Raw genomic sequence first — 26,438 nt, 5'->3', positions numbered from 1 at the left:
TCAGACGAGGGGGTGACGAGCCGGGAAGCCGTCGGAGTTTGCGATCCGGCCGCTGGAAACGCCGACGGTCTTCGCGCTGGTCCTCCCCCTCATCCGGCGCTGCGGGCCACCTTCCCCCGCGAGGGGGGAAGTATGGATGGGACGACGTCGACGCCCTTCCTCCTCATTCGGGGAGGAAGGTCAGCTCGACCATGGAGAGGTCGTCGGCGAAGTCGTCCCGGCCCATGAGGGCGCGGGCGTGGGCGATGAGGGAGTCCATCTTGGGGGCGGCGGGGTCGTCGAAGGGGCCCTGGCCCATGAACTCCATGAACTCGCCGAAGGGCCAGAGGGTGTCGTCGGCCCGCTCGATCTCGTAGGCGCCGTCGCTGAAAAGGTAGACCTTCGCGAACGGGCTGAGGGTCGTCTCGGCCGAGGCGTATTCCATGTCGGTGATCGCGCCGATCATGGGGCCTCGAGACTCCAGCATCTCCAGCTTGACCTGATCGCGCGTGGGGCCGTCGATGAGGACGGCGGGGGGGTGGCCGCCGCCGGAATAGTGGACGCGGCGGGTCCCCTTGTGGAAGACGCCGTACCAGATGGTGAAGTACAGGCCGTTCTGCTGCTCCATCTGGAAGGCGTTGTTGAGCGCGTAGAGGACCTGGCTGGGGTCGCGGAAGTCCGTGTTGGGCAGGGCCTGCGAGCGCAGGGCGTTCATGGCCGAGACCGACAGCAGGGCCGCGCCGACGCCGTGGCCGCTGACGTCCAGCAGGTAGAAGGCGAAATGGTCGTCGTCGAGCCAGTGGTAGCCGAACGAGTCCCCCCCCAGCTCGGCGGAGGGGACGAACCGCCAGTCGGTGAGGATCGCCCCCTTCGTCAGCTTCTCGGGGAGGAGCGACTCGACGTAGCGTTCGGCCTGGCGGACCTCGTCGGCCAGCCGCTTCTGGCTCTCCTGCAGGGCCGAATAGGCCTCGTTCCGCTGGAGAAGCGCGATGTAGCCGCGGGAGTGGTAGCGGATCCGGGCGATCAGCTCGAGGCGGTCGGGGAGCTTGACCACGTAGTCGTTGGCGCCCAGGGCGAAGGCCTCGGCCTTGACGGCCGGCTCCTCCTTGGTCGACAGGACGATCATGGGGACGTCGCGGGTCTCCTCCTGGGCCCGGAAGTTCTTGACGAGGGTCAGGCCGTCGATGTCGGGCATGACCAGGTCCTGGAGGATCACGGTCGGCTTGATGCGGAGCGCCTCGTCGAGGGCCTTGGTGGCGTCGCGGCAGGAGTGGAACTCGATGTCGGCCTCGCCGGCGAGCATCCGGCGCACGGCCTCGCCGATCATCGCCTGGTCGTCGATCAGGAGGACGGTGATCTTGTGCTCGCTGAAGGGGGCTTCGGTGCTCATGGCGGTTCCGGGGCTCCGGTTCGGCGCGGACCTGACGCGTATCGTGGGTGGACGGACGACGTCCTATTGTTTCATCGTCGGGGGGCCTGCGTCTGCGCCCCGGTCGGATCGGCCGCGAGGAAGCCGCGGGCGATGGCGTCGGCGATGCGGCCGAGCGGCAGGACGAGCTCGGCGGCGCCCCGCTCGACGGCCGCGCGGGGCATGCCCCAGACGACCGAGGTGGCCTCGTCCTGGGCGATCGTGAGCCAGCCTCGACGGTGGAGCGCCAGCAGCCCTTCGGCGCCGTCGCGGCCCATGCCGGTGAGCAGGGCGGCCGCGCCGGGGCCGGGCCAGTGGCGGGCGACGCTCTGGAAGAAGACGTCGACCGAGGGCCGGTAGCAGGCCGACCGGGGCTCGGCCGAGTAGCGGAGCCGCCCGTCCCCGGACAGGACGAGATGGTCGTCGGTGGCCGCCAGGAAGGTCTGGCCGGGGGTGGGGAGGTCCCCTTCGCGGGCCAGCACGACGCGGCGGTCGGAATGCTCGCTCAGCCAGCCGGCCAGGCCGGCCACGAAGAAGGCGTCGACGTGCTGGACGATCACCGTGGCGACGTCCCAGCCCCGGGGCAGTCCCTTGAGGATCTCGGCCACCGCGAACGGCCCGCCGGTCGACGCGCCGACCACCAGCAAGGGGGCCCCGCCGAGGCTCGCCGGCGGCCTCGCCGGGGGCGCCCACGACTCCCGGCACGGCTGGTACTTGCCGATCAGCTTGCCGATGGTCTCGATCTTCCTGAGCAGGTCGCCCCCGCCCGAGCAGGCGCCGCAGGGCTTCAGGACGGGCGTATCCACCGCGTCGAGCGCGCCGAAGCCCATCGCCTGATAGACCTTGTCGATCTGGCCGCTGACCGTGGCCGTGACGACGAGGATCGGGCACGGGGTCTCCTTCATGATCCGGCGGGTGGACTCGACGCCGTCCATCTCGGGCATGAACAGGTCCATGAGGACCAGGTCCGGCCGATCGGCGCGGACCATGCGCACCCCTTCCGCGCCGTCGCGGGCCGTCCAGGCCACTTGCAGCCCGTCGGCCGACGCCACGACCCGCCGAAGCGCCTCGCGCGCCATCACCGAATCGTTGACGATGCCGATCCGCATGGATGGAGTCCCCGCACGACGTGGCCACGCCTCGACCTTCGAGACGCGACCTCTATTCTACGCTGCCTGTCCATCCGGGGCTTCAACCGAAATCGAGCGAGGTCCCGGCCGCCCCGTTCGCCGACGCCGCGCGTCGGGCCGAGAAGCCTGGGCCTGGTGCGCCGAGATCCTGGTGGACGAGCGAAGGGCGCCGCCGGCGTTGGAACGCGAGGCGGCCGCCGTCATGGTACGGCGGCAGCCCCGGCCTGGCGACGACAAGTGGCCCGGATTCTCGCCCAGGGGCTCGGGACGGTGCGAAATCGAGGGTTGCTCCCAGGGCACGCTGTCACGTCGTGCGGGCGGCGGTTAACCTGACGGTGTCATCCCATCCATGCGGGCCAGGCCGTGAGGCGGCGGCGGGGCGGCCGGGGCCGGTCCAGGGGTCGATGTCCCGAGCGGACCTACGCCATGTCCGACGTCACCCGAATCCTCGCGGCCCTCGAGCGGGGCGATCCGCAGGCCGCCGACCAACTCCTGCCGTTCGTCTACGACGAGCTGCGACGGCTGTCCGCACGCAAGCTGGCGCACGAGCGGCCCGGCCAGACCTTCCAGGCCACGGACCTGGTCCATGAGGCGTTCCTCCGACTGGTCGGTCCCGACGACGCCCGGGTTTGGGACGGCCGCGGCCACTTCTTCGCCGCGGCGGCCGAGGCGATGCGCCGGATCTTGATCGAGAACGCCCGCCGCAAGCTCGCCGCTCGACACGGCGGCGGCCGCGCGCGGGAGTCGATCGACCCGCTCGTACTCGCCGCCCCCGAGAACTGCGACCCGCTCGTCCTGCTCGACCTCGACGACGCCCTCGACCGGCTTGCCGAGGCCGATCCCGAGGCCGCCCGACTGGTCGAGCTGCGCTACTTCACCGGCCTGACGCTCCCCCAGGCGGCCGAGGTCCTCGGCGTCTCTCCGCGCTCCGCCGACCGCCTCTGGGCCTACGCCCGCGCCTTCCTCTTTCGAGCGCTCCACCCCGACTGACCGCGCCCCGCACGGTTATTCGAGCTTTCGTGGCGTGCCGCCGGGCCGCCCATCGCATGAAGGAATGGAGAGCGAGCCCGTCCCACAACCTGGGAGAGTCCGAAGATGATCGAGCGCGACCTCTTCCTCGAGGCCCTGGAACGTTCCGACCCGGCCGACCGCGCCGCCTACCTCGACCGGGCCTGCGGCGCCGACGCCGCGACGAGGAGTCGGGTCGAGGCCCTGCTGGCGGCCCTCGAAGCGGCCGGCGGCTTCCTCGCGACGCCCGTGCCGGCGGAAGACGACGCCGTCGCCGCCACCGAGGCCGTGGGCCCGGCCTCCGGCCCCTCCCCGGGCCTCACCACCGCGCCCGACCTCGCCGCCACCGCCGACCACGGCCCCGCCCCCGCCCCGCCCGGCCGTGACCAGGCCGGCCCCGGCCCCTCGCCGAAGGCCCCGGCTCGGTCATCGGCCCATACAAGCTCCTCCAGGCCATCGGCGAGGGCGGGATGGGCACCGTCTTCCTGGCCGAGCAGGAGCGGCCGGTGCGCCGCAAGGTGGCGCTGAAGGTCATCAAGGCCGGCATGGACACCACCCAGGTCATCGCCCGCTTCGAGGCCGAGCGGCAGGCGTTGGCGCTGATGGACCACCCGAACATCGCCCGCGTGCTCGACGCAGGCGCCACCGACGCCGGCCGTCCCTACTTCGTCATGGAGCTGGTCCAGGGCCTGCCGATCACGCGCTACTGCGACGAGCGGCGGCTTACGCCCCGCGAGCGGCTGGAGCTGATGATCCCGGTCTGCCAGGCCGTTCAACACGCCCACCAGAAGGGGATCATCCACCGCGACCTCAAGCCGTCCAACGTCCTTGTGACCGAGGTCGACGGCCGGCCGGTCCCCAAGGTCATCGACTTCGGCGTCGCCAAGGCGACCGACCATCGGCTCACCGTGGGGACGCTCTTCACCCAGCTCGGCTCGATCGTCGGCACCCCGGAATACATGAGCCCCGAGCAGGCCGGGCTGGGCTCGACGGACGTGGACACGCGCAGCGACGTCTACTCGCTCGGCGTCCTGCTCTACGAGCTGCTCACCGGCACGACGCCGCTGGGGCGCCGCCGGCTTCGCGAAGCCGGCTTCGAGGAGATGATGCGCCGCATCCGCGAGGAGGAGCCGCCGACGCCGTCAAGCCGGCTCTCGGCCTCGAGCGAGGAGCTGCCTTCGCTCTCGGCCGTCCGCTACACCCAGCTGGCGCGGCTGGCGCGACTGGTGCGGGGCGACCTCGACTGGATCGTGATGAAGGCCATCGAGAAGGACCGCACCCGCCGCTACGAGACGGCCAACGGCCTGGCCGCCGACCTGCGGCGCCACCTCGACGGCGACCCGGTGGAGGCCAGCCCGCCGTCGGCGACGTACCGGCTGCGGAAGTTCGCGCGCAAGCACCGCTCGGCGTTCGCCGTCGCGTCGGCCTTCGCGGCGTTGCTCCTGATCGCGTCGGCCGGCAGCACCATCCTGGCGATCCGCGCCCGCGACGCCGAGGCCGACGCCCGCCACGAGCGCGACGCGGCCCGCGACGCCCAGGCCGACGCCCGCCGCCGCGCCGAGGCGGCCGAGTCGGCCGCGAGGCGGGACCTGGCGAAGTTCGAGATGATCAACGCGTTCCTCACCCGCGACCTGCTCTCCCAGGCCGAACCCGAGAACAGCGACTTCGAAGACCATGTCACGCTCCTCGACGTGCTCGACCGCGCCGCCGGGTCGGTCGGCGATCGCTTCAAGGATCGCCCGGAGCTGGATTCCGAGCTGCGGCAGGTCCTCGCGAAGACGTATCACAACCTGGCTTCCTTCAAGAAGTCCGAGCGTCAGTGGCGCGAGGTGCGCGAGTCGGCGGAGCGTCGGCTCGGCCCCGGGTCGGCCGAGGCGCTGACGGCCTCCATCAGGTGGGCCCACATCCTGTGCGACGACGACCGGGCGGCGGAGGCGATTCCGACGTTGGAATCGGCGGTCGCGGGGCTGACGGGCGTATCCGGCCCCGACCACCCCGACACTCTGGACAGCCGGAGGCATCTCGCGGGCGCCTACCTCGCCGCCGGCCGGGCCGCCGAGGCGGTCGCGCTGCACGAGGAGGTGGCGCGGCGCCGCGAGGCGACGCTCGGCCCCGACCACCCCAACACCATCAGCAGTCGCGGCGGCCTCGCCGGCGCCTATGGGAGCATGGGCCGGACCGCGGAGGCGGTGGGAATGCTCGAGGAGGTGGTACGGCTCCGCACGGCGAAGTACGGCCCCGAGAGCCTCCCTACGCTGAACAGCCGTGTGTCGCTCGGCATCGCCTACCGGCGAGCCGGCCGGACCGCCGAGGCGGTCGCGCTGTACGAAGAGGTGCTGCGGCGGCGCGAGGCGAAGCTCGGCCCCGACCACCTCGACACGCTGACGAGCTTGCACCGGCGGGCGCACACCCTGCAAGCTTCGCGTCCGGCCGAGGCCGAACCGCTGTTCCGGCGCACCCTCGAGGGATACCGCCGCGTCCAGGGACCGCACGGGCCGCTCACGGCGGACTTGACGCGCGACATGGGAAACCTGCTCGGCCAGCTCGGACGCACGGCCGAGGCCGAGCCGTTCCTCCGCGACGCCGTCGACCAGGCCCGCGTCCTGTTCGGCCCCGACGGCCCTGAGACCGTGAACGTGGTCGTCGCGCTTGGCACGAACCTGTTCCGGCAGAACAAATGGGGCGAGGCCGAGCAGTTCCTCCGCGCCGGTCTCGACCGGTTTCGTCTCCTGGCCGGTCCGTCCCATCCCCATGTCGCCGGCCTCGAGTCCATGCACGGCCTCTGCCTGCTGCAGCAGCAGAGGTGGGCCGAGGCCGAACCTCTCCTGCGCCGGTGCCTGGCCTTCCGCCAGGCGCACGAGCCCGCCGCATGGAGCACCTTCAACACCCGCTCCATGTTGGGGGGAAGCCTCCTGGGCCAGAGTCGGACCGCCGAGGCCGAAGCGCTGATCCTCTCCGGCTACGAGGGGATGAAGGCTCGCGAGGCGGCGATCCCCCCGCAGGGCAAGCCCCGTCTGGGTGAGGCCGCCGCGCGGGTCGTCCGGCTCTACGAGTCGTGGGGCAAGCCCGAGGAGGCCGCCCGCTGGCGGGCGAAGCTCGCGGGCGACCTGCCCACCCCCACCGCCACCCCCGACTTCCCGGACGACCCCTTCGCGCCGTCGGCCCCCGAGTAGCGACGGACCAGGCCCCCGGAATCGGGGCGCAACCCCCTGGAAAACGGGGCGATTCCTCCGCCGTCGAGAACCGGGCCGAATCGGCTCGACCTCGCCCGAGCGGCGGGGCTCAATGGCGGACGGCCTGGACTTCCGGCTCGGCTTCCATGGCCGCCAGCTCCCGAGAGAGGTCGGCGGCGAGCTTGTAGGCCGTCTGGAAGTCCTGGCTGGTCCCGAGGTCGGCGAGGCGTTCGATGCGGTCGAGGTGGCGGCCGACGACGCAGTCGTCGATGACGCGGGCGAGCAACTCGGCGCGTTCGCGGTAGAAAGCGGCGAAGAGGTCGCCGATCAGGACCCGGGCCGGGCCGCTGAAGCGGGCGAAGGCCCCCTCGCCGCCGGCGGTCAGGGCGGAGCCGGCGGCGACGTCGAAGAAGATCTGGCCGATCGCGTGGCCGCCGGCGTCGAACAGCGGCCCCGCCGCGATGTCGGCCGCGCCGAACATGCCGATGGTCACCGCCGGCCGGGCCAGGGCCGTCGCCACCAGGCCCCACTCGATCGCGCGCATCATCCTCGGGTGCTCGTCCTCGAACGTCTCCAGCCGGCGGGCGATGGCGACGCGGTACGATTCGGTCGCCAGGGGGGCGGCGGCCAGTCGCCGCTGGAGTTCCTCGAAGGCCCGACGCCGCTGGTCGCCGGCGATCAGCGGCTGCAACTCCTGCCGCAGCGCGGCGGCGCCGACGCGGTGGACCTGCTCCAGGTCGTTGTACACGGCCTCCAGCGCCTTGTTGAGCTGGGTCCTCTCCTCGGCGAGGAACCGGGCCTCGTCCTCGGCCGGCTCGACGCTGCCGGGGAGCCACTTCGCGACCGTCCGCCCGAGCGCGCCGTAGGCGCCGTGGACCTTGCGGTCGAACCAGGTCCGCCGGGGTTCCAGCCAGCGCCAGATCTCGTCGCCGACGATGTGGCCGGGAGGGCGCGGGAGATCGATCCGGACCTGCACCTTCTGGTGGATCACGGCGCGGGCCTGGCGATTCTCGTCGGCCCGCCGCTCCAGGTCGCGGAGATACGCGGGGATCCCCTCGTCGGGGTCGAGCGCCTGGCGGAGCGAGCCCCGGAGCGAGCGGATCTTGATCTCGGCGAATTGCAGCTCGGCGAGGTCGGTCCTGGGGTCGGTGGCGCGCGGGGAGAGGGGGTGGAAGGCCAGGCGGTTGTCGCGGGCGGCGGCGCGGTCGCGGGGGACGGCGTAGGCGTGCAGGGGCTCGGCGCCGGTCCCCTTGCGGAAGGTGTCGAGCCATCCCCGGCAGTGCTCGCGGTCCTCGGGCCACTCGACCATGTTGACGACGGCGAGCACGGCCTTGTCGGCCTCGGCGGCGATCCGGAAGAAGCGGCGGATCTTCTCGTCGTTGTACTTCTGCTGGGTCAACAGGGCGATGAGGACGTCGGCGGCGTGGGTGATCGCCTCGGCGAGCTTCCAGTTGTTGGGGAGCGCGGCGTCGACGTCCGGGGTGTCCAGCAGGACGAGGTTCGCGGGCTGCGCGCCGGTGGGGTCCTCGCGATAGACGAGGCCGTCGGGATGCCCCTCGGCGACGGCGTCGTCCTCGGATTTCCAGGGCTGCAGCGCGAATCCGGGGAAGACCCGGGCCAGGTCGTGGCGGTCGGTGAAGCCGCGAGGGAGCATGCAGACCGGGTGCTTCGTCTCGGCCGCGTTGTGGTGGACCCGGCTGGCGGGGAATCCGACCAGGTGGTTGAACAGGGTGCTCTTGCCCATGTTCGCCCCCCCGGCCACGGCGACGATCAGGTACGGGGCGTCGGCCGCCTGGGGGACGAGCTTCTGGTGCAGGTTCGCGTGCCAGGCGGCGGCGGTCGGCGGCGTCAGTCCCGCAGCCCCGGCCTCCGCCTCCAGACGCGAGAGCGCCGACGCCAGGTCCACGACCCGACGCGACCAGGTCGAATATTCCATCAAGGACGACTGCTCCCCCGCATTCCGCGGCGTCTCGACCCGATCCCACCCCGAGCCTCCACAGGCCCCTCCAGTATATAAGGACGCGCCGTCGCAAGACATCGGTCCGCCTTCCCGGTTCATGGTCGGTTCGCTTCCCATCGCCGCGCACCTCGCCTCACCTCGGCACCGACCTGGCAGTCGAGATGGGTTCGGGTGATTCCGTCGCTTAAACCGATTTTTTCGCTCGGTGCTTTTGCTTAACCTGACTCCTGTTATGCTCTTGAGTGCCCCACGAGGTTCAAGATGGGAGAACTTGTGGGTTTGCGAGGGATTGGCATGGGGCTAGCGAATAGGCGGACGTACGCCTTCCGGCGAATTACGTCGCTTACCGAGACCCTCGTGGTCGCGGCTCGCCGGACGCCGGCCACCCTGGATTTACTTCGACAGCCTAGGAGCCGCATCAGATGAAGAAGCATGGTTTCGTCCCCTCGGTCGACGGCCGCCTGGAAGACCGCATCGTCCTCAGCGGCGCGCACGGCGCGGCCGGCATGATGGGCGGGCACGGCTCGGGCGGCGTCGTCGTCACCCTGCCGGGGGGCGAGCAGACCCTCGTGCCTCGTGAGGCGATCCTGACGACCCGGACGTACAACAACGTCCTGGTCAACATCCACCGGGCCACCCAGCAGTTCGGCCGGACCCAGGGCGTGCAGCGCGACTACGACGTGCTCAGCCGCCAGCTCGGCAAGCAGCTCGGCCGGCTCCCCTACGCCCGCCAGGACGGCCTGGTCGACTACGTGAACGACTCGCTGCAGTTCTACGCCCCGGGCGAGAATCAGCAGCTCTATTCCGACATCCGGTCGACGGCGGTGAGCTACCTGAGCTTCAAGGTGCTCAACGGCGAGGCGGCCATCCGCAAGTCGCCCGGCCACTTCTTCTCCGACGCCGACATCTACGGCCGTCACGCCGCCATCTACGACCAGGAGCCGGTCGTCTGAGCGATTCGCTCTACGGCATGACCAACTTCGACGAGGCCGGGCACCCCCCGGTCTCGTTTCGCGCGCAGAATCCCGTCTTAAGCCGGATTCGAACGACGGGGTGCCTGGTGAGTTCGGGACGGCTGGGGCGGAAATCGGGATTTTCGGGGTTTTTCCATCTTCGGCGCTTTCATTTCATCTCCCATGCGTTAACCTGATCCGGTCCCGAACGTTCAAGTTAGGGAATTCAGCGGGTCTTTGACTATCAGGGGGAAGTCGGCGGATTTTTGATCGTCGAGCCACAAACGGCGACTTCGATCCGTCGACCCCACCGGGGAGTCCCGCCGTCCGCGTCCCGATGCCACTTGTTCGACACCCAGGGAGTCACGCGAAATGAAGACGAAGAAGCACGGTTTCGTTCCTTCCCTCGACGGCCGCCTGGAAGACCGCATCGTCCTCAACGGCGCGCACGGCTCGGGCGGCGTCATCGTCACCTTGCCGGGGGGCGAGCGGACCCACGTCCCCCGCGAGGCGATCCTGACGACCCGGACGTACAACAACGTCCTGGTGAACGTCCACCGGGCCACCCAGCAGTTCGGCCGGACCCAGGGCGTGCAGCGCGACTACGACGTGCTCAGCCGCCAGCTCGGCAAGCAGCTCGGCCGGCTCCCCTACGCCCGCCAGGACGGCCTGGTCGACTACGTGAACGACTCGCTGCAGTTCTACGCGCCCTCAGAGTCCCGCCAGCTCTACCACGACATCCGCTCGACGGCGGTGAGCTTCCTGAGCTTCAAGGTGCTCAACGGCGAGGCGGCCATCCGCAAGTCGCCCGGCCACTTCTTCTCCGACGCCGACATCTACGGCCGTCACGCCGCCATCTTCAACCAGAATTCGATGGACTGAGCGAAGTCGAATTCGACGGCCGGAAATCCTCCGGGAGATCGGGGCGGGCCCACGGCCCGCCCCGATCTCGACGGGGCGTGGGGGATTACCGGTCGCTGACCCGGCCGCTCGCCCGGCCTCCCATGTGCTGGGCCTTGCCGATGTCCACCAGCCGGTCCTTGAGGTCGCCCTGGGCGGCCTGCGCCTGTGCGCCTTTCTCGGCCTCCCGCTGCTGCTCGGCGTCGGTCGCGTGGGTCGCCTCGGGGGGCCCGCCGGGGCCGGCGGAGTCAGGCCCTTTCGCGGGGTCGGGGATGGCGTCTGCCAGCTTGTACTCGTGATTGACGTCGTCCGGCATGTCTCGGGTCCTCCTGCTCGGGCCTTGGGAGACGCCGGCCCGGCGAGAAGCGCGGGCCGGCGGGGTTCCTGAAGCCAGAGGGGCAATCCTCATACCGCCGATTCAAAGTCCGGCCTCGGCCGGCTCACTTCGCCCCGTCGGCCGCCGCGAACAGCGAGGCGGGCAGCACGGCCTTCAACGGGGCGGCGGCGAGGCCCTCGGAGTAGCGGTCGACGCCGTGGCGCTCGTAGAGCCGGAACAGCTCGCGGAGGTCGGCCTCCATCCCCTGGTAGGCTTTCGGCGGGGCCTCCTTGAGCCGGCCGCCGGCGATCTCCCCCTGGTGGTCGCGGACCCAGGCCGCGAACGGCTCCAGCAGGATCGTGCGCGGGCCGATGGTCAGCTTCTCGACCCGGTCGCGGATCGTCGGGCTCTCGGCCCGGGCCATCCCCCGCTCCAGGATCGCCAGGGCTTCGCGGCCGAGGGACTCGTCGTAACCGTAATCGACGCCGATGCCGAAACAGTGGCGATGCACGCCCTTCTTGCGGGGCGTCTCGGCGATCAGACGGAGGTAGGCCTTCACGTCGCCGGCCGCCTCGCCGTAATACCGATCCGCGAATTCGTCGATGATCCGGGCGTCGTCGAGGATCGGGTCCCACAGCAGCCGCGAGATCAGGTGGTTCCGCAGGTCGCACAGCTCGGTGTTGCGGCCGTCGCCCGCGGCCTGCATGAACACGCCCCGGACCCCGTTCGACGCCAGATACCGGACGTTCGCGCCGATGATCTCGATGTTGGGACAGGGGAGGTTGTAGCTGGTGAAGTCGACGTTGTAGTTCCAGACGTAGACCCGGTCGCTGATCTTGCACCAGCCGTCCAGGTCGGAACAGAACGAGCGGTTCTGCTCGCACGCGGGGTCGTTCAGCGCGTGGACCTGGCAGGCCTCGATGCTGCAAAGCTGGATCGCGACGTTGGGCCGGGGCTTGAGAGCCTTCGGCGGCTTGCGGGTGTGCTGGTAGGCGAGCGTCCCCACGCAGACCCCCGGCCGGACCTTCGCCAGGGCGTCGCCCGCCTCATTCAGCAGGGTCAGCAGCGAGCCCATGTGCGAGCCTTCGCGATCGTCGATCGCCGCGCAGTCGGGGCATCGGCAGTACTCCTGGTTGTCGTTCTGGCTGATGGAGACCACGCCGTCGGTCAGGTTGCGGCGTTCCGCCTCGGCCAACACGCCGGCGATGATCCGCTTGCGGACCTCGGGGTTGGTGAAGCAGGGTTGCGTCCCCCCCTGGTCGAACTGGTCGTCTTGCATGAACGCCCGGCGCTTGCCGTCGACGAGGCTGAAGAACTCGGGGTTCGACCGGCCCAGCTTCGCCACCGGAATCCAGTTGTGGACCGAGTGCGAGATCAGGGACCAGGCGGAGCGGCCCCCCAGCTCGGGGGCGTCGACGACGGCGTTGTTCCGCAGCCGGGCGGCCAGCTCGGGATGGTCCTGGTTGGCCTTGTAATAGGAGTACCGCCAGGAGAACCGGGGGCGGAACGACCGCTGGCCGGCGGCCAGCGTCTTGTCGGGGGCGAGCTTGGGGATGCTCGTGCAGTCGGCCGCGAGGTAGCGGACGCCGAACTCGTCCTCCAGGAAGGAATAGACGCCGTAGAGCGTGCCGCGCGGGGCGTCGCCGGCGATCGCCACGCGGTCGTCCACGCGGATGGTGAACCCTTCCTCGCCGAGCCCTTCCGTCTCCAGCCCTGCCGCCTTGCCGACGATCACCGCCGGCTTCCCGGCCGGGACCTCGGCCACGATCTCGGGGGCCGGCCGGTCGCCTCGGCGAAGGCGTCGCGCAGCTCCTCGGCCGCGCGACGCTCCGCGGGCGCGGCGTCGGCCGCGACGACGATCGGCCACGAGGCGACGTCGGACGCCTTCACCCCCGCCTCGGCCCTGACGGGCGATTCCGCGGCCCAGGCGACGACGATCCCAATCGCGATGACCGCCGAAAACGATGGGGCGCGAAGGCCCCGCTGGTTACTCCACATATCGGAAATCCTCCACTGGAAACCGGATGCGACGCCACCGGGCGGTGGCCGTCGTCTTGCAGGATAACGCCCTTCCCCCCCGCGATCATGGGTGCGTCGAGACGTCTCCGAAAAGATTCGGCCGGAGCGGCGAGGATCGGCGTACGGATTGCGAGCAGGGGTATTCCGCCGTCGGTCCCGCCGCCTTGGTTTCGTGATGAAGGTCCCCATGATCCACCATTTCCCGTTCGATCCCCGCGTGATCCTGGGCGTGCCCGCCGAGGCGTCGCCGGATGAAGTCCGCGAGGCCTACCGCGAGAAGTCGAAGAAGCACCATCCCGACCTCGGCGGCGACGAGTGGGCGTTTCGGATGGTCGTCCGCGCGTACGAGGTGTTGAAGTCCACGGCGGGGGGCTTCGAGCCGGAGGCGAGCGCCACGTCCCCATTCGCCCCCACCCAGGCCGCCGGGGCCTCGACGTGGGCCGAGCCTCCCCCCTGGTCGCGGGCCGCGGCGGCCTCGGATTTCTTCAGTCAGGGCCGATTCCCGTTCGGGGGCGGCGGCGAGACGGCGACGTCCCCCCCCGAAACGACGCCCGAGTCGGAGTCGCCTCCGGAGCCGGCCCAGGCCGAGCCGCCGGGCGTCTTCCAGACCGTCGAGGTCGAGCTGGTCTGGATCCGCTTCGAGATGGCGGAGAAGTCCGAGCACGACCTCCCGGGGGCCGCGCCCGCCGACTCCTCCGAGGGGCCGACGCTCAGCGTCTGCATGGTCGTCTCGTGGCCCCTCCGCTCGCTGGTCTCGCGGACGGCCGAGTACGCCAACCTCGGCGAGACCCTGCGCCACGTCATCGACGCGTTCGACGGCCTCCCGGCGAGCCACACGCTGGCGGTCCGCTCGCGGATCGAGGACGGCCAGTTCGTCGGCTGGGCCAGCTTCCCCGACGTCGTCGCCGCCCAGGCCGGCTTCCTCGCCCTCCGCGAGAGCCTCCACACGCACGACCTGACCGTCCACCTCCAGACCCGCGACGAGATCATCCCCCCGAGCTGGGCGCGGTGAAGGGCAGCCCTCGCAGCACGTCGGCGAGCGCCGCCTTCCCCATCCGACCTTCGGCCACGGCCATCGTGGCCTCGTAGAGGCGCTCGGTGCTCGATTCGGGGAGCGTGAAGCCGTTGAGATCCAGGAACACGACGGCGGCGGCGAGGGCGGTCCGCTTGTTGCCGTCGACGAATGGATGGTTCATGGCGATATGAAAGAGATAGGCGGCCGCCATCGCGAACAGATCTTCATGAAGGAAGGTTCCACCGAAGGTGATGGACGCCTGCGCGACGGCCGACGCCAGGAGGTTGGCGTCGCGTATCCCCCGCGAGCCTCCGAAGGCTTCCACTTGATCGGCGTGGAGTTGGATCACGTCCGCGGGATTGAGGAAGACCGGGCTCATTCGGCCAGCTTCTTGAAGGCGGCCCCGTGCCGCGCGATGGCCCTTCGGGACGCCTCCCGCACGCGGGCTCGATGTTCCGCTTCCTCGTCGGCCGCTTCGATTTCGATGGGGGTCACCAGCAGGCGCTTGCCGTCGGGGGAGACGCTCACCTCGACGCGCGAACCGACCCCCAGCTTGAGGAGGTCCAGGGTGGCGGCGTCGAGGATGATCGCGCAACCCCCGTCGATCGATCTCAGCGTTTCGATCATCACAGCCCTTTCATCCCCGGATTCGGTCTCATCCCGGCGTCACCCTTGATTCTACCAGGCCGTCAAATCATGGAGCGAGGGCCGATCGGAAAGGTACGGTCGGGGGGCCGGGGCTCCGATCGGCCCGCCGGCGCGCGTCGAAGTCTCGAGGCCCTGGGCGATCCCGGTCGGATTCGTCGCGCCGCGAGAATAGGTCGAGATTGCGGGAGGGCGTCGGGCCGGAGGTTCGGGGATGGGCTATAATGGCAGTCGTGGCGGGTTCGGCGCGGGCCCGCGCGTCGTCGGCCCGCGATCGCGGCCGGGCCAGGTTCGGGGGTCATGCCGATGAGGCGTTGGTGGCTCGGTTTGCTGGGCGCGGCGTTGCTCGCGGCGGGTCTCTTCTACGGGCTCCCCCAACTGGTGCAGCGGGTGGAGGCTCCGATCGTGGTCGGGCTCTTGCACTCGCGGACCGGCCCGCTGGCGGTCGACGAGTCGCCCCTGCTCGACGCCGAGATCCTGGCCCTGGAGGAGATCAACGCGGCCGGCGGCCTGCTGGGGCGTCGACTGACCTGGGTGGTCGCCGACGGCCGGTCGGACCCCTCGACGTTCGGCCTGGAGGCGACGCGGCTGCTCGAATCGGAGCATGCGACCGTGCTGTTCGGCGGCCTGACGTCGTCCTGCCGCCGGCCCATGCAAGACGCGGCAGTGGCGGCCAAGCGACTGGCCTTCTTCCCCGGCGCTTACGAGGGGATGGAAGTCTCGATCGACCTGATCGGCGTCGGGCCGATGCCGAATCAGCAGGCGATCCCGGCCGTGTCCTGGTGCATCGAGTCGCTCAAGGCGAAGAAGTTCTTCCTGGCCGGGATCGCCGACGCCTCCTCGTACGCGATCCACGGGGTCGTCCGCGACCAGTTGAAGGCCCTGGGGGCGACGTACACGGGCGAAGCGTTCGTCGGGCTCGACGGGGCGAAAATGCCGGAGCTGGTCGCGGCGGCGAAGGCGTCGGGGGCGGACGTGGTGGTCAGCTCGGTGGTGGGCGACGCCAACAAGTCGTTCTTCAAGCAGATGGCGGCGGCCGGGCTGACGGCCGCGAAGCTGCCGATCGTCTCCCTCCGCGTCTCCGAGGACGACCTCCGCCAGCTCCCCGTCGACGAGACGGTCGGCCACTATGCGGGCTGGGCCTATTTCCAGTCGCTCGACGGCGAGGTGAACCAGGTTTTCGTCGAGAGGTTCCGGGCGAAATACGGGAGCGACCGCCCGACCAGCGATCCGGTCGTCTCGGCGTACCAGGCCGTCAAGCTGTGGGCGCAGGCGGTGGAGGACGGAGAGTCGCTCGAGACGGGCGAGGTCCGCGATCACCTCTCGCGCCAGAGCCTGGAAGGGGCCCAGGGCGTGGTTTCGATCGATCACGACCTGCTCCACGTCTGGCGGTCGTTCCACCTGGGCCGGATCCGTCGCGACGGCCAGTTCGACGTCGTCTGGAGCCTCCCCCGGCCGATCCGCCCCGAGGCGTATCCGGTCTTCCGGAGCCGAGCCGACTGGGAGGCCGCCCTCGTCCGATGGACGACCGACGGCGAGGCCGCCCGCGACGAGCCCCGGACCCGGCCCCGCCACGCCCCCCGCCCCCGCGCCGGGATTGAACTCGTCCGGGCCGTCGGCGGACGCGCGGCGGCCGGTGGTCTGGGGACCTCGGGGGACGGTCCGATCGCCCGGCCCGGACTCGGCCCACCCCGCCGACCGGGCCGCCGCCACGATCCCTCGCCAGGCGCGCTGACCTTTCGCGGAGCCGGCCCGGAAGCGCTCTCCCGAACCCACGGCCCCGATCACGATCCCTGGATGCTGGAACGCCGCCCATGATGAACACGATCCGGACCATGTCCTCGCGGCTCGGCATCACGGCCCGGCTGATGGCGGGCTTCCTGGCGATCTCGCTGATCCCCTGCATCGCGCTGACGTTCATCTCCAACCGTCTGGCGACGCGGTCTCTGGAGGCGGGCCTGCGCAACCAGCTCCGGTCGATCTCGGCGTCGAAGGCGTTGGAGCTGAACAGCTTCATCCGCGAGCGGCGGGGGAACCTCACGGTCCTGACCCAGATCGGGACGGTCCAGTCGGCCGTGGCGGAACTGATCCGCTTGCGGGACGCGGGCGACGCGCCGGCCGCCGCCGAGGTCTCCCGGCGCATCGGGCCGGCCATGCGGCTGTTTTGCGACACCTACGGATATGAGAACATCCTCCTGTTCGACCGCGACGGTCGGCTCCTCGACCGCTTGGACGACCGCCTGGAGATCGGCGAGGGGCTGCTCTCCGGCCCGCTCCGAGACAGCGAGCTGGCCGAGGTCTTCCGCCGCGCCAGGACGCTCCTGCAAGGGGTGGTCTCGGATTTCCAGCCCTATTCCGGCCTCGCCGAGCCGGCCCTTTTCCTGGCCCAGCCGGTGCTCAAGGACGGCGTTTTCATCGGCGTGGCGGCGCTGCAGGTCGGCAACCGGGATCTCTACCGGCTCTTCCAGGATTACAACGGCCTGGGCGAGACCGGCGAGACGCTGGTCGGCATGCTCAAGGGGGGCCAGGTCACGTTCGTCGCCCCCCTCCGCCACGACCCCGACGCCGCGTTCCGTCGCCGGGTGCCGATGGGGAGCGGCCTCACCCAGGCGGTGCAGCTGGCGGTCCTGGGGAATCATGGCTACGGCCGGGTGATCGACTACAGAGGAGAGCCCGCGATGGCGGCCTGGTCGTACATCCCGTCCTTCCGCTGGGGGCTGAACGTCAAACAGGACCACGCCGAGGCGTTCGCCATGATCGACCGCCAGCGCTGGGCGGTCGGGACCCTGCTGGCGACGACGACGGCGCTGGTCGTCCTGGCCGCCTGGAGCATGGCGAGGTCGATCACCCGGCCGATCCGCCAGGCGGCCCTGCTGGCCGACCGGGTGGCCGCCGGCGACCTGACCGCCACCTGCCAGGAACGGGCGCCGGGCGAGGTCGGTCTACTCCTGGTCGCGATCCGCAAGATGAACCACGACCTCCGCTCGCTGATCGGCCGGATCCAGAAGTCGAGCATCTCGCTCCTCTCCACCGCCACCGAGATCGCCGCGACCTCCCGGCAGCAGGAGCAGGCGGTCTACGAGTACGGCGCCTCCACCAACGAGGCCGCCGCCGCCGTCAATCAGATCTCGGCCACCAGCCAGGAGCTGCTCCGGACCATGACCGAGGTCAACGTGGTGGTCCGCGACGCGGCGCAGCAGGCGGCGACCGGCCGGGAAGGCCTCACGAGCATGGACCGGACCATGCGCCAGCTCGCCGAGTCGACCGGCTCGATCGGGTCCAAGCTCTCGGTGATCAGCGAGCGGGCGGCCAACATCAATATGGTCGTGACCACGATCACCAAGGTGGCCGACCAGACCAACCTGCTGTCGATCAACGCGGCCATCGAGGCCGAGAAGGCGGGCGAGTACGGCCTGGGCTTCCTGGTGGTCGCCCGCGAGATCCGCCGCCTGGCCGACCAGACGGCCGTCGCCACGCTCGACATCGAGCGCATGGTCAAGGAGATGCAATACAGCGTCTCGGCCGGCGTCATGGAGATGGACAAGTTCAGCGAACAGGTCCGCGCCGTGGTCTCCGAGGTCCAGCAGCTCGGCGGCCAATTGGGCGCGATCATCGCCGGCGTCCAGGGCCTCGACGAGCGGTTCGAGCAGGTGACCGAGGGGATGCGGGTCCAGTCCCAGGGCGCCGACCAGATCCGCGAGGCCATGCTCCGGCTGAGCGAGGTCGCCGGCCAGACCACGACCTCGCTCCGCGAGTTCAACGGCGCCACCGACCACCTCCGCGAAGCCGTCGGCGGCCTGAAGGAAGAGGTCTCCCGGTTCACCGTCGGGAACATCGACGTCTGCGCCCTGCCCCCCGCGCGGCCTTCCTGACCCGACCCGACCCGATCCGAGGCCGCCCCATGCTCCTGCTCACGTTCCAGGCCGCCGGTCAGCGCTACGCGGTGGACGCCTCGCGGGTCGTGGAGGTGGTCCCTCGGGTGCGGCTCCGCGCGTTGCCGCACGCGCCGGCCCACCTGGCGGGCGTGCTCGAATACCGGGGCGAGGTCGTCACGGTCCTCGACCTGGGGCTCCTCCTGGGAGCGGAGCCGGCGCCCGACCGCCTCGGCACCCGCATCATCCTCGTCGACCGCGCGGCCCCCTCGCCGCGGCGGCGACGCGACGCCGAAGCCCCGGAACCCGCCCCCGCCGCGGTCGCCGGCCCCCCCCGGCGCTCCCTCCTGGGCCTGATCGCCGAGAACGTCGACGACCTCGCCTCCGTCGATCCCGACGACCTCACGGCCTCTCCCGTCGCCATCCCCAACGCCCCCTATCTCGGCGGGATGGCCGAAATCGAGTCGACGATGGTCCAGTTGATCCTCGTCGAAAAGCTCCTGAATGTTTCGCCGAATCAACACCCGACGCCCGCCGATTGAATCCCCCCCCCCGCCCACTTTACACTGCGACCGCGTAAGCATCGGAGATTTCCAGATGTGTGGCGTTGCAGTATAATTTGGCGGGAGAGTGTATGGCGATCGCCGATTTCGCGCAGGTTCCCGGGGCGGACGTCTCGGCGAAGGGCTCGGCCTTCCTCCCCGTCCGCTGGGCGCGGAGCCTGAGACGCAAGGGGATCCGAGGGGTCCTCGACGGTCGACTCTACGTGGCCCGGCAGTGGTATCGGCGGAAGTATTTCTCGCTCATGGGCGATCGCATCCGGGCCTACGGCCTGACGTTCGCCGTGGACAACCCGCTGATCACGCCTAACCAGAAGCATTACCTGCGCAAGGAGATCCACGAGGCCGACGAGGTGCGGCTGACGACGGCCTATCTGGACCCGACCCGGCCGACGGTCGAGCTCGGCGGCTCGATCGGCGTGGTCGCCTGCCTGACCAGCCGGATGCTCAAGCGTCCCGAGGACCACGTCGTCGTCGAGGCCAACCCGCTCGTCGTCCCCACGCTCCAGAAGAACCGCGAGCTGAACGGCTGCCGGTTCGAGGTCGTGACCGCCGCCCTGGCCTACGGGGCCCCGATGGTCGAGTTCACCGTCGGCCCGGACTGCATGACGGGCGCGATGAAGTCGGCGGGCTCTCAGAGGATCCGCGTGCCGGCGGTCAGCCTTCGGGAGATCGTCGAGCCCCGGGGCTTCCGGGCGATCAACCTGATCGTGGACGTCGAGGGCGCCGAGATCGACCTCGTCGCCAACGAGCTGGACTTCCTGAAAGAGCGCGTCAAACTCTTCTTCCTGGAGACCCATGAGCGTATGCTTCAGGATGGCTCGACGCGCCGGATGATCGCCGACCTGGAGCGCGCCGGCTTCCGAATCCTTGAGGGGGACCGCGAGGACCCGTTCGTCTTCGCCTTCGTCAACCAGGCCCTCGCCGACGCCGCCCCCTGAGTCGTCGGCCCAGGCTCGCCCCATGTCCGACAGCCTCAGCGCCATCGACGCGATCTTGAACGAACGGCTGGGTTTGGATCGAGCGTCGATCGGTCCGGGACTGGTGCCGCGCGCGGTCAGGACGCGGATGCGGGCGACGGGGCTGGTGGAGGAGCGCGACTACGCCGAGTTGCTGACGCGGTCGGAGGCGGAGCGGCAGGCGCTGATCGACGAGGTCGTCGTCCCCGAGAGCTGGTTCTTCCGCGACCTCCTGCCGTTCGACTTCCTCCGCGATCACGCCCGCGAGGGCTGGACGGCCCGGCCCGCGCGGGGGCCTTTGCGGGTGCTGAGCCTCCCCTGCGCGGGGGGCGAGGAACCGTACTCGATCGCCGTGACGCTCGAAGAGGCCGGGCTGTCGCCGGGCCGGTTCCGCATCGACGCCGTCGACGTCAGCGAACGGCGGCTGGAATTCGCGAAGGCCGGCGTCTATTCCCGCAACGCCCTGCGGGGGATGGGGCCGGAGCGGGCGGCGAGGTGGTTCCGCGAACGACCGGACGGCTTCGAGGTCGCCGAGTCGATCCGGGGCCGCGTTCGGTTTCGCCTGGGCAACATCCTGGACCCCGGCCTCCTGGCCGACGAGCCGCCCTACGACGTGGTCTTCTGCCGGAACCTCCTGATCTACCTGGCGAGGGCCCCGCGCGCGCAGGCTGAGGAGAAGCTCGACCGGCTCCTGGCGCCCGACGGCATCCTCGTCATCGGCCACGCCGACGCACTGGGGGCCTCTCCCGCCGGCCGCCGGTTCGTCCCGGCCGCCGGGCTCGGGACGTTCGCCCTCCGAAGGCGCAGGCCCGATGAGGGTCCATCGCGACCGCAATCCCAACCGCGTCCCGCCACGGCCTCCCTCCCCGCGCCGCCGAGGACGCCCGAACGCCCGCGCCTGCCCGCGCCGGCGCCGGCGCCGATTTCGCGCCCGCCGACCCCGACGCCGATCCCTGCTCCTCCGGTCGCCGAGGACCCTCGGCCCTGGATCGAACGGGCGATGGAGCATGCCAACCAGGGGCGGAACGGCCAGGCGCTGGCCTCCTGCGAGGCGGAGATCCGCCGCGCCGGGCCCTCGGCGGAGGCCTATTTGCTCATGGCGGGCATCCACCAGGCGGCCGGGCGCCGCTCGGAGGCGGAAGGCTGTTATCATAAGGTGATCTACCTCGATCCCGCGCGCGACGAGGCGCTTCTGGCCCTGGCGCTGATCGCCGAGGGGCGTGGCGACCTGGGCGCGGCGGCCGGGTTCCGTCGTCGCGCCGAACGGGCCTTGAAGAACCGGCGGGCCGACGCCGATATCAACAAGACGGGAGGCCCGGCGCATGAATGAACCCCGCACCCTCGACATCGCCGCGGAACCGACCGCGAGCCGACTCGACGACTGCTGGAATCGAATCGGGATCGCCGGCGACCGGAGTTGCCCGGAGCTGAAGCTCCACGTCCACTGCCGCAACTGTCCGGTGTTCGCCAGGGCCGCCCGCTCGTTCTTCGACCGTCCCGCCCCCCCCGGCTACCTCGACGAATGGGCCCGATGGCTCAGCGACGAGGAGTACTGCGACGAGGAGCGGGCGGACGCCTCGGCCGCCGGCCGCGACGCCGAGGGCCGGCGCAACGAGCTGGGCGTCCTGATCTTCCGGCTGGGCCAGGAATGGCTGGCCTTCCGCACCCAGGCCGTCGTCGAGGCGACCCTCCCCAAGCCCGTGCACCGCGTCCCCCACCGTTCCAACGCCGTCCTCAAAGGACTCGTGAACCTTCGAGGCCAGCTCCAGCTCTGCTTCTCGTTGCACGGCCTGCTCGGCTCGGCCCCGCAGGAGGCCGCCGCCGGCGCGGAAGGGGGCCGCGACCACGGGGCCTCCCCTCGCGAGCGGCTCATCGTCCTCCGCGACCGCACCGAGATCTGGGCCTTCGCCGCCGACGAACTCCACGGCGTCGAGCACTTCGCCCGAGGCAGCCTCCAGGGCGTCCCCTCCACGCTCGCCAACACGGCCGTCAGCTACAGCCAGGCCGTCATCCCGTGGAACGACCGCAGCGTCGGGTTCCTGGACGAGAACCGCGTGTTCGCCGCCTTGCGGAGCATCGGCCAATGAGCGACGACCTCAGCGGATTCTCGCTGATGGACCTGTTCCGGATGGAGGCGGAGGAGCGGCTGGCGGTCCTCTCGCAAGGTCTGGTGGGCCTGGAGACCGACGCGACGAGCGGGGCGATCGAGCCCCTGATGCGGGCGGCGCACTCGATCAAGGGGGCGGCGCGGGTGGTGGGGCTGGACGCGGCGGTGCGGGTCGCCCACGCGATGGAGGACGTCCTGGTCGCCGCCCAGAAAGGGAATGTGGCGCTCGGCGCGGGGGCGATCGACGGCCTGCTGCGGGGCGTCGACTTCCTGACGGCCGTCGCCGAGGTCAAGGAGCCCGACCTGGAAGGCTGGCAGGCCGAGCACGCCGCCGAGGTCGATTCCCTCTGCGAAGCCTTCGCCGCAATCGAGGCCGGGAAGGCCCCGGAACCGGCTGCACCTGCGCCGGCTCCAGCGTCCACTCCCGTCGCCGTCTCGGCTCCCGCCGCGCCCGCGCCCGCTCCCGCGCCGGAAGCCCCTGCCGAGGACCACGAGGTCGAGGACGAGCCGGTGAAGGCCGCGTCGCCGTCGGCCACGCCGTCGCCGTCGCCGTCGGCCACGCCGTCGCCGTCGCCGTCGCCGCCGGTGGCTTCGGCCGAGGGGGCGGATCGGGTCGTGCGCGTGACGGCCGAGAGCCTCTCGCGGCTGATGGGGCTGGCGGGGGAGTCCCTGGTGCAGACGCGGCGGTTCCGGCCGTTCCTGGACGACCTGCTGGAACTCAAGCGGCGGCAGACGGGGCTCCTGGAGGGGCTCCAGAATCTCGAAGGTCGGATCGCGGGGGAAGCGGGGGCGGACGGCGACCGGGCCGTCGAGCTGGCGATGCTGGCCCAGGCGCGCGACCAGGCCTCGCGCTGCCAGGAGGGGCTGACGACGTTCCTGGAGACGATCGAGGCGTTCGCGCGCAGCGGCGAGGACATCTCGGGCCGCCTGCATCACGAGGTGCTGGCCAGCCGGATGCGCCCGCTGGCCGACGGCGCCCGGGGCTTCCCCCGGCTGGTGCGCGACGTGGCCCGGGGGATGGGCAAGCAGGCCCGGTTCGAGGTCGTCGGCGAGTCGACGGGCGTCGACCGCGACATCCTCGACGGCCTGGACGCCCCGCTCAATCACCTGATCCGCAACGCGCTGGACCACGGCGTCGAGTCGCCCGACGAGCGCCGGGCCGCCGGCAAGGACCCGACCGGGACGATCCGCCTGGAAGCTCGCCACATGGCCGGGATGCTCCAGATCGTCCTGGAGGACGACGGCCGGGGGATCGACGTCGATCGGCTGCGGGCGAAGGTGGTCGAGAAGGGGCTGACGACCCAGCCGATGGCCGCCCGGATGTCCGAGCCCGAGCTGCTTGATTTCCTGTTCCTCCCCGGGTTCTCGACCAAGGATCAGGTCACCGAGATTTCCGGCCGGGGGGTCGGCCTGGACGTCGTCCAGACGATGGTGCAGGCGGTGCGGGGGACGTTCCGGGTCTCCACCAAGCTCGGCCGGGGGACCCGGTTCACGCTCCAGCTCCCGCTCACGATGTCGATCATCCGGGCCCTGCTGGTCGAGGTCGGCGGCGAGCCGTTCGCCTTCCCGCTGAACCGGATCGACCGGATCACGACCGTCGCCGACGACGAGATCGTGGAGCTGGAGGGGAAGCCCCACATGCGGATCGACGGCCAGCCCGTGGGGCTGGTGGAGGCCTCGCGGATCTTCGACTGGGAGGGTTCGCCCCGCTCCAACGGCCGGATGCCGGTGGTCGTCGCCAGCGACCGCAGCCACCGTTTCGGCGTGGTCGTCGACAGGTTCCTGGGGGAGCGCGACCTCCGCGTCGCCCCGCTCGACCCTCGCCTGGGACGGGTCCCCAACTTCAACAGCTCGTCGGTCCTGGAGGACGGCTGGCCGGTCCTGATCCTCGACGTCGAGGACCTGATCCGCTCGATCGACAACCTGCTTAGCGGCCGTCGCATCGGCCGGCTGGCCTCCGAGGCGCTCGCCGCCGGCGCCGCCGAGCGCCGGGTCAAGCGGGTGCTCGTGGTGGACGACTCGATCACCGTCCGCGAGCTGGAGCGCCAGCTCCTGGAGAACCAGGGCTATCAGGTCGACGTGGCGGTCGACGGCGTCGACGGCTGGAACTCGGTGCGCACCGGCCGCTACGACCTGGTCGTCAGCGACGTCGACATGCCCCGCATGGACGGCGTCGAGCTGGTCTCGCTCATCAAGAAGGATCCCCGCCTCCGGCCGATCCCCGTCGTCATCGTCTCGTACAAGGACCGCGAGGAAGACCGCATCCGCGGCCTCGACGCCGGCGCCAACTTCTACCTCACCAAGAGCAGCTTCCACGACCAGACGTTCCTCTCCACCGTCGTCGACCTGATCGGCGAGGCGCGGGGATAGGCCGGGCGGTGAACGCCCCGCGGCGCCGGAGCGGGCTGCCTGAGAGCGTGCGGGGACGGTATCCTTGGGGAAGCGGGGCCTTCGAAGCCCCGGCCTGACGAGACCGCAAGGGCCGAAGAGGCGCCCCGGAAGGAACCCCCCGCATGGCGGAGCGATTCACCAAGGCCGACTGGGAGCGCGAGCACCTGCTCGCCGGCTTCGACCGCCTGCACGAGCGGCTCCTCGCCTGGGCGAAGGGGGCGCCGGCGTGGCCCCCGTTCCAGGAGGCGAAGGGGCTCGTGGGCCGGCTCGACTCGCGGCTGCGCGTGCCCGAGATCGACCTCGACCGCGCCCTGGTCGTCGGCTTCCTCGGCGGCTCGGGGACGGGCAAGAGCACGCTGTTCAACGCGCTTTTGGGGCGTCGGGTCAGCCGGGCGGGCAAGGAGTTCCGGCCGATGACCCGGCGCGCCGTGGTGGCCTGCCACCCCGACGTCGACCCGGCCTTCCTGGGCCTGGACGACGACGCGCTGGAGATCCATCGCCTGAACGTCCCCCTGCTCGAACAGATGATCCTGATCGACTGCCCCGACCCGGACACCCAGGACCCCGAGGACGGCGAGGAGGGGGGCCGCCACCTGGACATCCTCCGCTCCGTGCTCCCCCACTGCGACGTCATGGTCCACACCGTCACCTCGCAGAAGTACAAGTCGCACGTCGTCGGCCAGGAGGTGCGCCGGAACGCGCCGGGGCGGCAGATTTTGTTCGTCCAGACCCACGCCCGCATCGACCACGACAACCGGCCGGACCTCCGCCGCTACCTCGACTCGCTGGGCCTGCGGGTGCCGGAGATCTACCGGCTCGACGCCGCCGAGGCGATGGCGAGGCAGGAGGCCGGGGAGGCCGTCGACCCCGAGTTCGCGAAGTTCCGCGACCTGCTGGAGCACGAGCTGGCCAGCCGCGCCCGCCACCGGATCCGTCGCGCCAACCTGCTGGGCCTCTATGGCTGGCTCCTGGCCGCGATCCGGGGGCCGGTCGACGCCGGCCTGGAGGCGGTGGCGAAGCTGGAGTCGGCCTTGAACCAGGAGCGGGCCCGGATGGCCGCCCGGATCGCCGCCAAGATGTCCGAGCGGATCGACGCCAATCGCCGGCTCTGGCGGTCGCGAGTGCTCAGGCAGCTCAACCAGACCTGGGGCGCCGGGCCGCTCGCGTTCCTGATCGGGCTCTGGTCGGCGGCCGGGAGCCTGGTCCGCTCGCTGATCCTGCTCCGCGCCCGGACCCCCACACAGGCGATCCTCGCCGGCGGCTGGACGGCCGTGTCGCTCGTCGGCGAGAAGTGGCGCGAGAGCCGCGCCGCCGCCGCGCTCACCGCCGAGGCCGACCTCGGCCTGACCGAAGGGGACCTGGCCCACGCGCGGACGATCCTCCAGGGCTACCAGAACGAGGCCGGGATCCGCCCCTCCCCGAGCGAGGACGGTGGCGACTTCTCGGCCGAGCAGCTGGCCACGGTGGCCGTCGAGGTCTACCGCCGGCTCGACGCCGAGATCAACGAGGTCGTCGAGAAGCGCGTGGCCCGACGCGCCGGGAGGGCCGTCCACGTCGCCTTCGAGGCGCTCTTCTCCCTGCTCCCGGCCTGGCTCGTCCTCCACATGGCCAAGAACTTCTTTTATGACCACATGATCCAGGGCCGCCCCCTCCTGGGCCTGGACTTCGTCTTCCAGGCGGCCTTCTGGTGCCTGCTCTGGGGCGTCCTGGTCGGCGGGCTGCTCCTGCACCGGCTGAACCGGGGGCTCGACCAGGATCTGAAGGCCGTCGTCGACCGGCTCGCCCACGCCCCCCTGCTCGACGCCCTCTGTCGCGACGCCTCCGACGCCTGCGCGGCCGTCCGCGCCCACGCCGAGGCCCTCGCCGCCGTCGAGCGCGACCTCGCCGACCTCGAACGCCGGGTCGGCGGCGTCCTCGACCTCGGCCTCGGCGCCCTGCGGGTCGAGACCCCGCCCGAACTCCCGACCGTGGCGACGACGACGCTGAAGGCGGTGGAGCCGCCGGGGAAGTCGACCCTGGTCGCCAACCCCTGACGGCCCGCCC

At 71.0% G+C, this 26,438-nt stretch carries 22 protein-coding genes; 14 read left to right on the top strand and 8 right to left on the bottom strand.

The window, feature by feature from the left end:
- Positions 1–163: 163 nt before the first annotated feature.
- Together VT85_RS29855 and VT85_RS10480 are read right to left on the bottom strand one after the other, a co-directional pair.
- Entirely contained in the window at positions 164–1,369 is a 1,206-nt protein-coding gene (locus VT85_RS29855) for a fused response regulator/phosphatase (protein WP_068414379.1), read from the bottom strand.
- 71 nt (positions 1,370–1,440) lie between these two features.
- The gene (locus VT85_RS10480) at positions 1,441–2,496 is read right to left on the bottom strand and encodes a chemotaxis response regulator protein-glutamate methylesterase (protein ID WP_068414376.1); all 1,056 of its coding nucleotides are present in this window, start codon (positions 2,494–2,496) and stop codon (positions 1,441–1,443) included.
- Between the two features lie 447 nt (positions 2,497–2,943).
- Between VT85_RS10480 and VT85_RS10475 the strand changes: the two genes are divergently transcribed.
- The 3 genes from VT85_RS10475 (at position 2,944) to VT85_RS10465 (ending at position 6,698) form a co-directional block, all read left to right on the top strand.
- Positions 2,944–3,507: an ECF-type sigma factor gene (locus VT85_RS10475; protein ID WP_068414374.1), complete on the top strand. Its 564-nt coding sequence runs from the start codon at positions 2,944–2,946 to the stop codon at positions 3,505–3,507.
- Between the two features lie 105 nt (positions 3,508–3,612).
- Positions 3,613–4,053, top strand: a complete 441-nt coding sequence (locus VT85_RS10470; protein WP_068414370.1) for a hypothetical protein — start codon at positions 3,613–3,615, stop codon at positions 4,051–4,053.
- Positions 3,996–6,698 (top strand): serine/threonine-protein kinase, encoded by a 2,703-nt coding sequence (locus VT85_RS10465; RefSeq protein ID WP_068414367.1) that lies wholly within the window; start codon positions 3,996–3,998, stop codon positions 6,696–6,698. Before VT85_RS10470 ends, VT85_RS10465 begins: the two co-directional genes overlap by 58 nt.
- 109 nt (positions 6,699–6,807) lie before the next feature.
- On the opposite strand, the gene VT85_RS10460 is transcribed toward VT85_RS10465, so the two are convergent.
- The gene (locus tag VT85_RS10460; RefSeq protein ID WP_068414364.1) at positions 6,808–8,634 is read right to left on the bottom strand and encodes a GTPase; all 1,827 of its coding nucleotides are present in this window, start codon (positions 8,632–8,634) and stop codon (positions 6,808–6,810) included.
- Positions 8,635–9,080: 446 nt separating this feature from the next.
- Between VT85_RS10460 and VT85_RS10455 the strand changes: the two genes are divergently transcribed.
- Positions 9,081–9,611, top strand: a complete 531-nt coding sequence (locus VT85_RS10455) for a hypothetical protein (protein ID WP_068414361.1) — start codon at positions 9,081–9,083, stop codon at positions 9,609–9,611.
- Positions 9,612–9,983: 372 nt separating this feature from the next.
- The gene (locus VT85_RS10450) at positions 9,984–10,493 is read left to right on the top strand and encodes a hypothetical protein (protein ID WP_068414356.1); all 510 of its coding nucleotides are present in this window, start codon (positions 9,984–9,986) and stop codon (positions 10,491–10,493) included.
- Between the two features lie 85 nt (positions 10,494–10,578).
- Here the strand turns inward: VT85_RS10450 and VT85_RS10445 are convergent, their stop codons facing one another.
- From VT85_RS10445 to VT85_RS27555, 3 genes are all read right to left on the bottom strand, one after another.
- Entirely contained in the window at positions 10,579–10,827 is a 249-nt protein-coding gene (locus VT85_RS10445; protein ID WP_068414353.1) for a hypothetical protein, read from the bottom strand.
- A gap of 124 nt (positions 10,828–10,951) precedes the next feature.
- A complete protein-coding gene (locus VT85_RS10440) occupies positions 10,952–12,592 on the bottom strand; it encodes a DUF4838 domain-containing protein (RefSeq protein ID WP_068414350.1) in 1,641 nt (546 codons plus the stop codon).
- Complete coding sequence (locus VT85_RS27555; protein WP_068414343.1) at positions 12,559–12,825, bottom strand: hypothetical protein; 267 nt, start codon at positions 12,823–12,825, stop codon at positions 12,559–12,561. The genes VT85_RS10440 and VT85_RS27555 overlap by 34 nt, the downstream gene beginning before the upstream one ends.
- Positions 12,826–13,033: 208 nt before the next feature.
- Between VT85_RS27555 and VT85_RS10430 the strand changes: the two genes are divergently transcribed.
- Positions 13,034–13,858, top strand: a complete 825-nt coding sequence (locus tag VT85_RS10430) for a J domain-containing protein (RefSeq protein ID WP_068414340.1) — start codon at positions 13,034–13,036, stop codon at positions 13,856–13,858.
- Here VT85_RS10430 and VT85_RS10425 read toward each other — a convergent pair.
- Together VT85_RS10425 and VT85_RS10420 are read right to left on the bottom strand one after the other, a co-directional pair.
- Entirely contained in the window at positions 13,833–14,240 is a 408-nt protein-coding gene (locus VT85_RS10425; protein ID WP_068414337.1) for a type II toxin-antitoxin system death-on-curing family toxin, read from the bottom strand. The genes VT85_RS10430 and VT85_RS10425 overlap by 26 nt on opposite strands.
- Positions 14,237–14,488: a hypothetical protein gene (locus VT85_RS10420; RefSeq protein ID WP_068414335.1), complete on the bottom strand. Its 252-nt coding sequence runs from the start codon at positions 14,486–14,488 to the stop codon at positions 14,237–14,239. The genes VT85_RS10425 and VT85_RS10420 overlap by 4 nt, the downstream gene beginning before the upstream one ends.
- 318 nt (positions 14,489–14,806) lie before the next feature.
- Here VT85_RS10420 and VT85_RS10415 point away from each other — a divergent pair, with 318 nt between their 5' ends.
- The 8 genes from VT85_RS10415 (at position 14,807) to VT85_RS10380 (ending at position 26,428) form a co-directional block, all read left to right on the top strand.
- Entirely contained in the window at positions 14,807–16,324 is a 1,518-nt protein-coding gene (locus VT85_RS10415) for an urea ABC transporter substrate-binding protein (protein WP_082858510.1), read from the top strand.
- Complete coding sequence (locus tag VT85_RS10410) at positions 16,321–18,378, top strand: methyl-accepting chemotaxis protein (RefSeq protein WP_197491203.1); 2,058 nt, start codon at positions 16,321–16,323, stop codon at positions 18,376–18,378. The genes VT85_RS10415 and VT85_RS10410 overlap by 4 nt, the downstream gene beginning before the upstream one ends.
- A gap of 29 nt (positions 18,379–18,407) precedes the next feature.
- Positions 18,408–18,920, top strand: coding sequence for a chemotaxis protein CheW (locus VT85_RS10405; protein WP_068414330.1), 513 nt, complete (start codon positions 18,408–18,410; stop codon positions 18,918–18,920).
- A 92-nt stretch (positions 18,921–19,012) separates the two neighbouring features.
- A complete protein-coding gene (locus VT85_RS10400; protein WP_068414327.1) occupies positions 19,013–19,879 on the top strand; it encodes an FkbM family methyltransferase in 867 nt (288 codons plus the stop codon).
- Positions 19,880–19,901: 22 nt separating this feature from the next.
- On the top strand, positions 19,902–21,227 hold the full coding sequence (locus VT85_RS10395; protein WP_068414325.1) for a CheR family methyltransferase: 1,326 nt from the start codon (positions 19,902–19,904) through the stop codon (positions 21,225–21,227).
- Positions 21,220–21,984 carry a chemotaxis protein CheW gene (locus VT85_RS10390; RefSeq protein ID WP_068414323.1) on the top strand — a complete coding sequence of 255 codons (765 nt, stop codon included), beginning with the start codon at positions 21,220–21,222 and terminating at the stop codon, positions 21,982–21,984. Before VT85_RS10395 ends, VT85_RS10390 begins: the two co-directional genes overlap by 8 nt.
- On the top strand, positions 21,981–24,374 hold the full coding sequence (locus VT85_RS10385) for a hybrid sensor histidine kinase/response regulator (protein ID WP_068414321.1): 2,394 nt from the start codon (positions 21,981–21,983) through the stop codon (positions 24,372–24,374). Before VT85_RS10390 ends, VT85_RS10385 begins: the two co-directional genes overlap by 4 nt.
- 143 nt (positions 24,375–24,517) lie before the next feature.
- Positions 24,518–26,428: a GTPase domain-containing protein gene (locus VT85_RS10380; protein WP_068414319.1), complete on the top strand. Its 1,911-nt coding sequence runs from the start codon at positions 24,518–24,520 to the stop codon at positions 26,426–26,428.
- The last annotated feature ends 10 nt before the right edge of the window (positions 26,429–26,438 follow it).

This window comes from Planctomyces sp. SH-PL62, assembly GCF_001610895.1.
GTDB lineage: Bacteria > Planctomycetota > Planctomycetia > Isosphaerales > Isosphaeraceae > Paludisphaera.
The sequence above is the reverse complement of the archived record's forward strand: the minus strand, read 5'-3'. Positions and strand labels throughout refer to the sequence as shown.

What these genes read in the sequence shown, in the direction of transcription:
- VT85_RS10390 (WP_068414323.1), top strand. Translation starts at nt 21,220, where the DNA reads ATGAATGAACCCCGCACCCTCGACATCGCCGCGGAACCGACCGCGAGC.
- VT85_RS10455 (WP_068414361.1), top strand. Translation starts at nt 9,081, where the DNA reads ATGAAGAAGCATGGTTTCGTCCCCTCGGTCGACGGCCGCCTGGAAGAC.
- VT85_RS10420 (WP_068414335.1), bottom strand. Translation starts at nt 14,488, where the DNA reads ATGATCGAAACGCTGAGATCGATCGACGGGGGTTGCGCGATCATCCTC.
- VT85_RS10460 (WP_068414364.1), bottom strand. Translation starts at nt 8,634, where the DNA reads ATGGAATATTCGACCTGGTCGCGTCGGGTCGTGGACCTGGCGTCGGCG.
- VT85_RS10480 (WP_068414376.1), bottom strand. Translation starts at nt 2,496, where the DNA reads ATGCGGATCGGCATCGTCAACGATTCGGTGATGGCGCGCGAGGCGCTT.
- VT85_RS10470 (WP_068414370.1), top strand. Translation starts at nt 3,613, where the DNA reads ATGATCGAGCGCGACCTCTTCCTCGAGGCCCTGGAACGTTCCGACCCG.
- VT85_RS10465 (WP_068414367.1), top strand. Translation starts at nt 3,996, where the DNA reads ATGGGCACCGTCTTCCTGGCCGAGCAGGAGCGGCCGGTGCGCCGCAAG.
- VT85_RS10425 (WP_068414337.1), bottom strand. Translation starts at nt 14,240, where the DNA reads ATGAGCCCGGTCTTCCTCAATCCCGCGGACGTGATCCAACTCCACGCC.
- VT85_RS10395 (WP_068414325.1), top strand. Translation starts at nt 19,902, where the DNA reads ATGTCCGACAGCCTCAGCGCCATCGACGCGATCTTGAACGAACGGCTG.
- VT85_RS10430 (WP_068414340.1), top strand. Translation starts at nt 13,034, where the DNA reads ATGATCCACCATTTCCCGTTCGATCCCCGCGTGATCCTGGGCGTGCCC.
- VT85_RS10405 (WP_068414330.1), top strand. Translation starts at nt 18,408, where the DNA reads ATGCTCCTGCTCACGTTCCAGGCCGCCGGTCAGCGCTACGCGGTGGAC.
- VT85_RS29855 (WP_068414379.1), bottom strand. Translation starts at nt 1,369, where the DNA reads ATGAGCACCGAAGCCCCCTTCAGCGAGCACAAGATCACCGTCCTCCTG.
- VT85_RS10415 (WP_082858510.1), top strand. Translation starts at nt 14,807, where the DNA reads ATGCCGATGAGGCGTTGGTGGCTCGGTTTGCTGGGCGCGGCGTTGCTC.
- VT85_RS10450 (WP_068414356.1), top strand. Translation starts at nt 9,984, where the DNA reads ATGAAGACGAAGAAGCACGGTTTCGTTCCTTCCCTCGACGGCCGCCTG.
- VT85_RS10400 (WP_068414327.1), top strand. Translation starts at nt 19,013, where the DNA reads ATGGCGATCGCCGATTTCGCGCAGGTTCCCGGGGCGGACGTCTCGGCG.
- VT85_RS10445 (WP_068414353.1), bottom strand. Translation starts at nt 10,827, where the DNA reads ATGCCGGACGACGTCAATCACGAGTACAAGCTGGCAGACGCCATCCCC.
- VT85_RS10385 (WP_068414321.1), top strand. Translation starts at nt 21,981, where the DNA reads ATGAGCGACGACCTCAGCGGATTCTCGCTGATGGACCTGTTCCGGATG.
- VT85_RS10410 (WP_197491203.1), top strand. Translation starts at nt 16,321, where the DNA reads ATGATGAACACGATCCGGACCATGTCCTCGCGGCTCGGCATCACGGCC.
- VT85_RS10380 (WP_068414319.1), top strand. Translation starts at nt 24,518, where the DNA reads ATGGCGGAGCGATTCACCAAGGCCGACTGGGAGCGCGAGCACCTGCTC.
- VT85_RS10475 (WP_068414374.1), top strand. Translation starts at nt 2,944, where the DNA reads ATGTCCGACGTCACCCGAATCCTCGCGGCCCTCGAGCGGGGCGATCCG.
- VT85_RS27555 (WP_068414343.1), bottom strand. Translation starts at nt 12,825, where the DNA reads ATGTGGAGTAACCAGCGGGGCCTTCGCGCCCCATCGTTTTCGGCGGTC.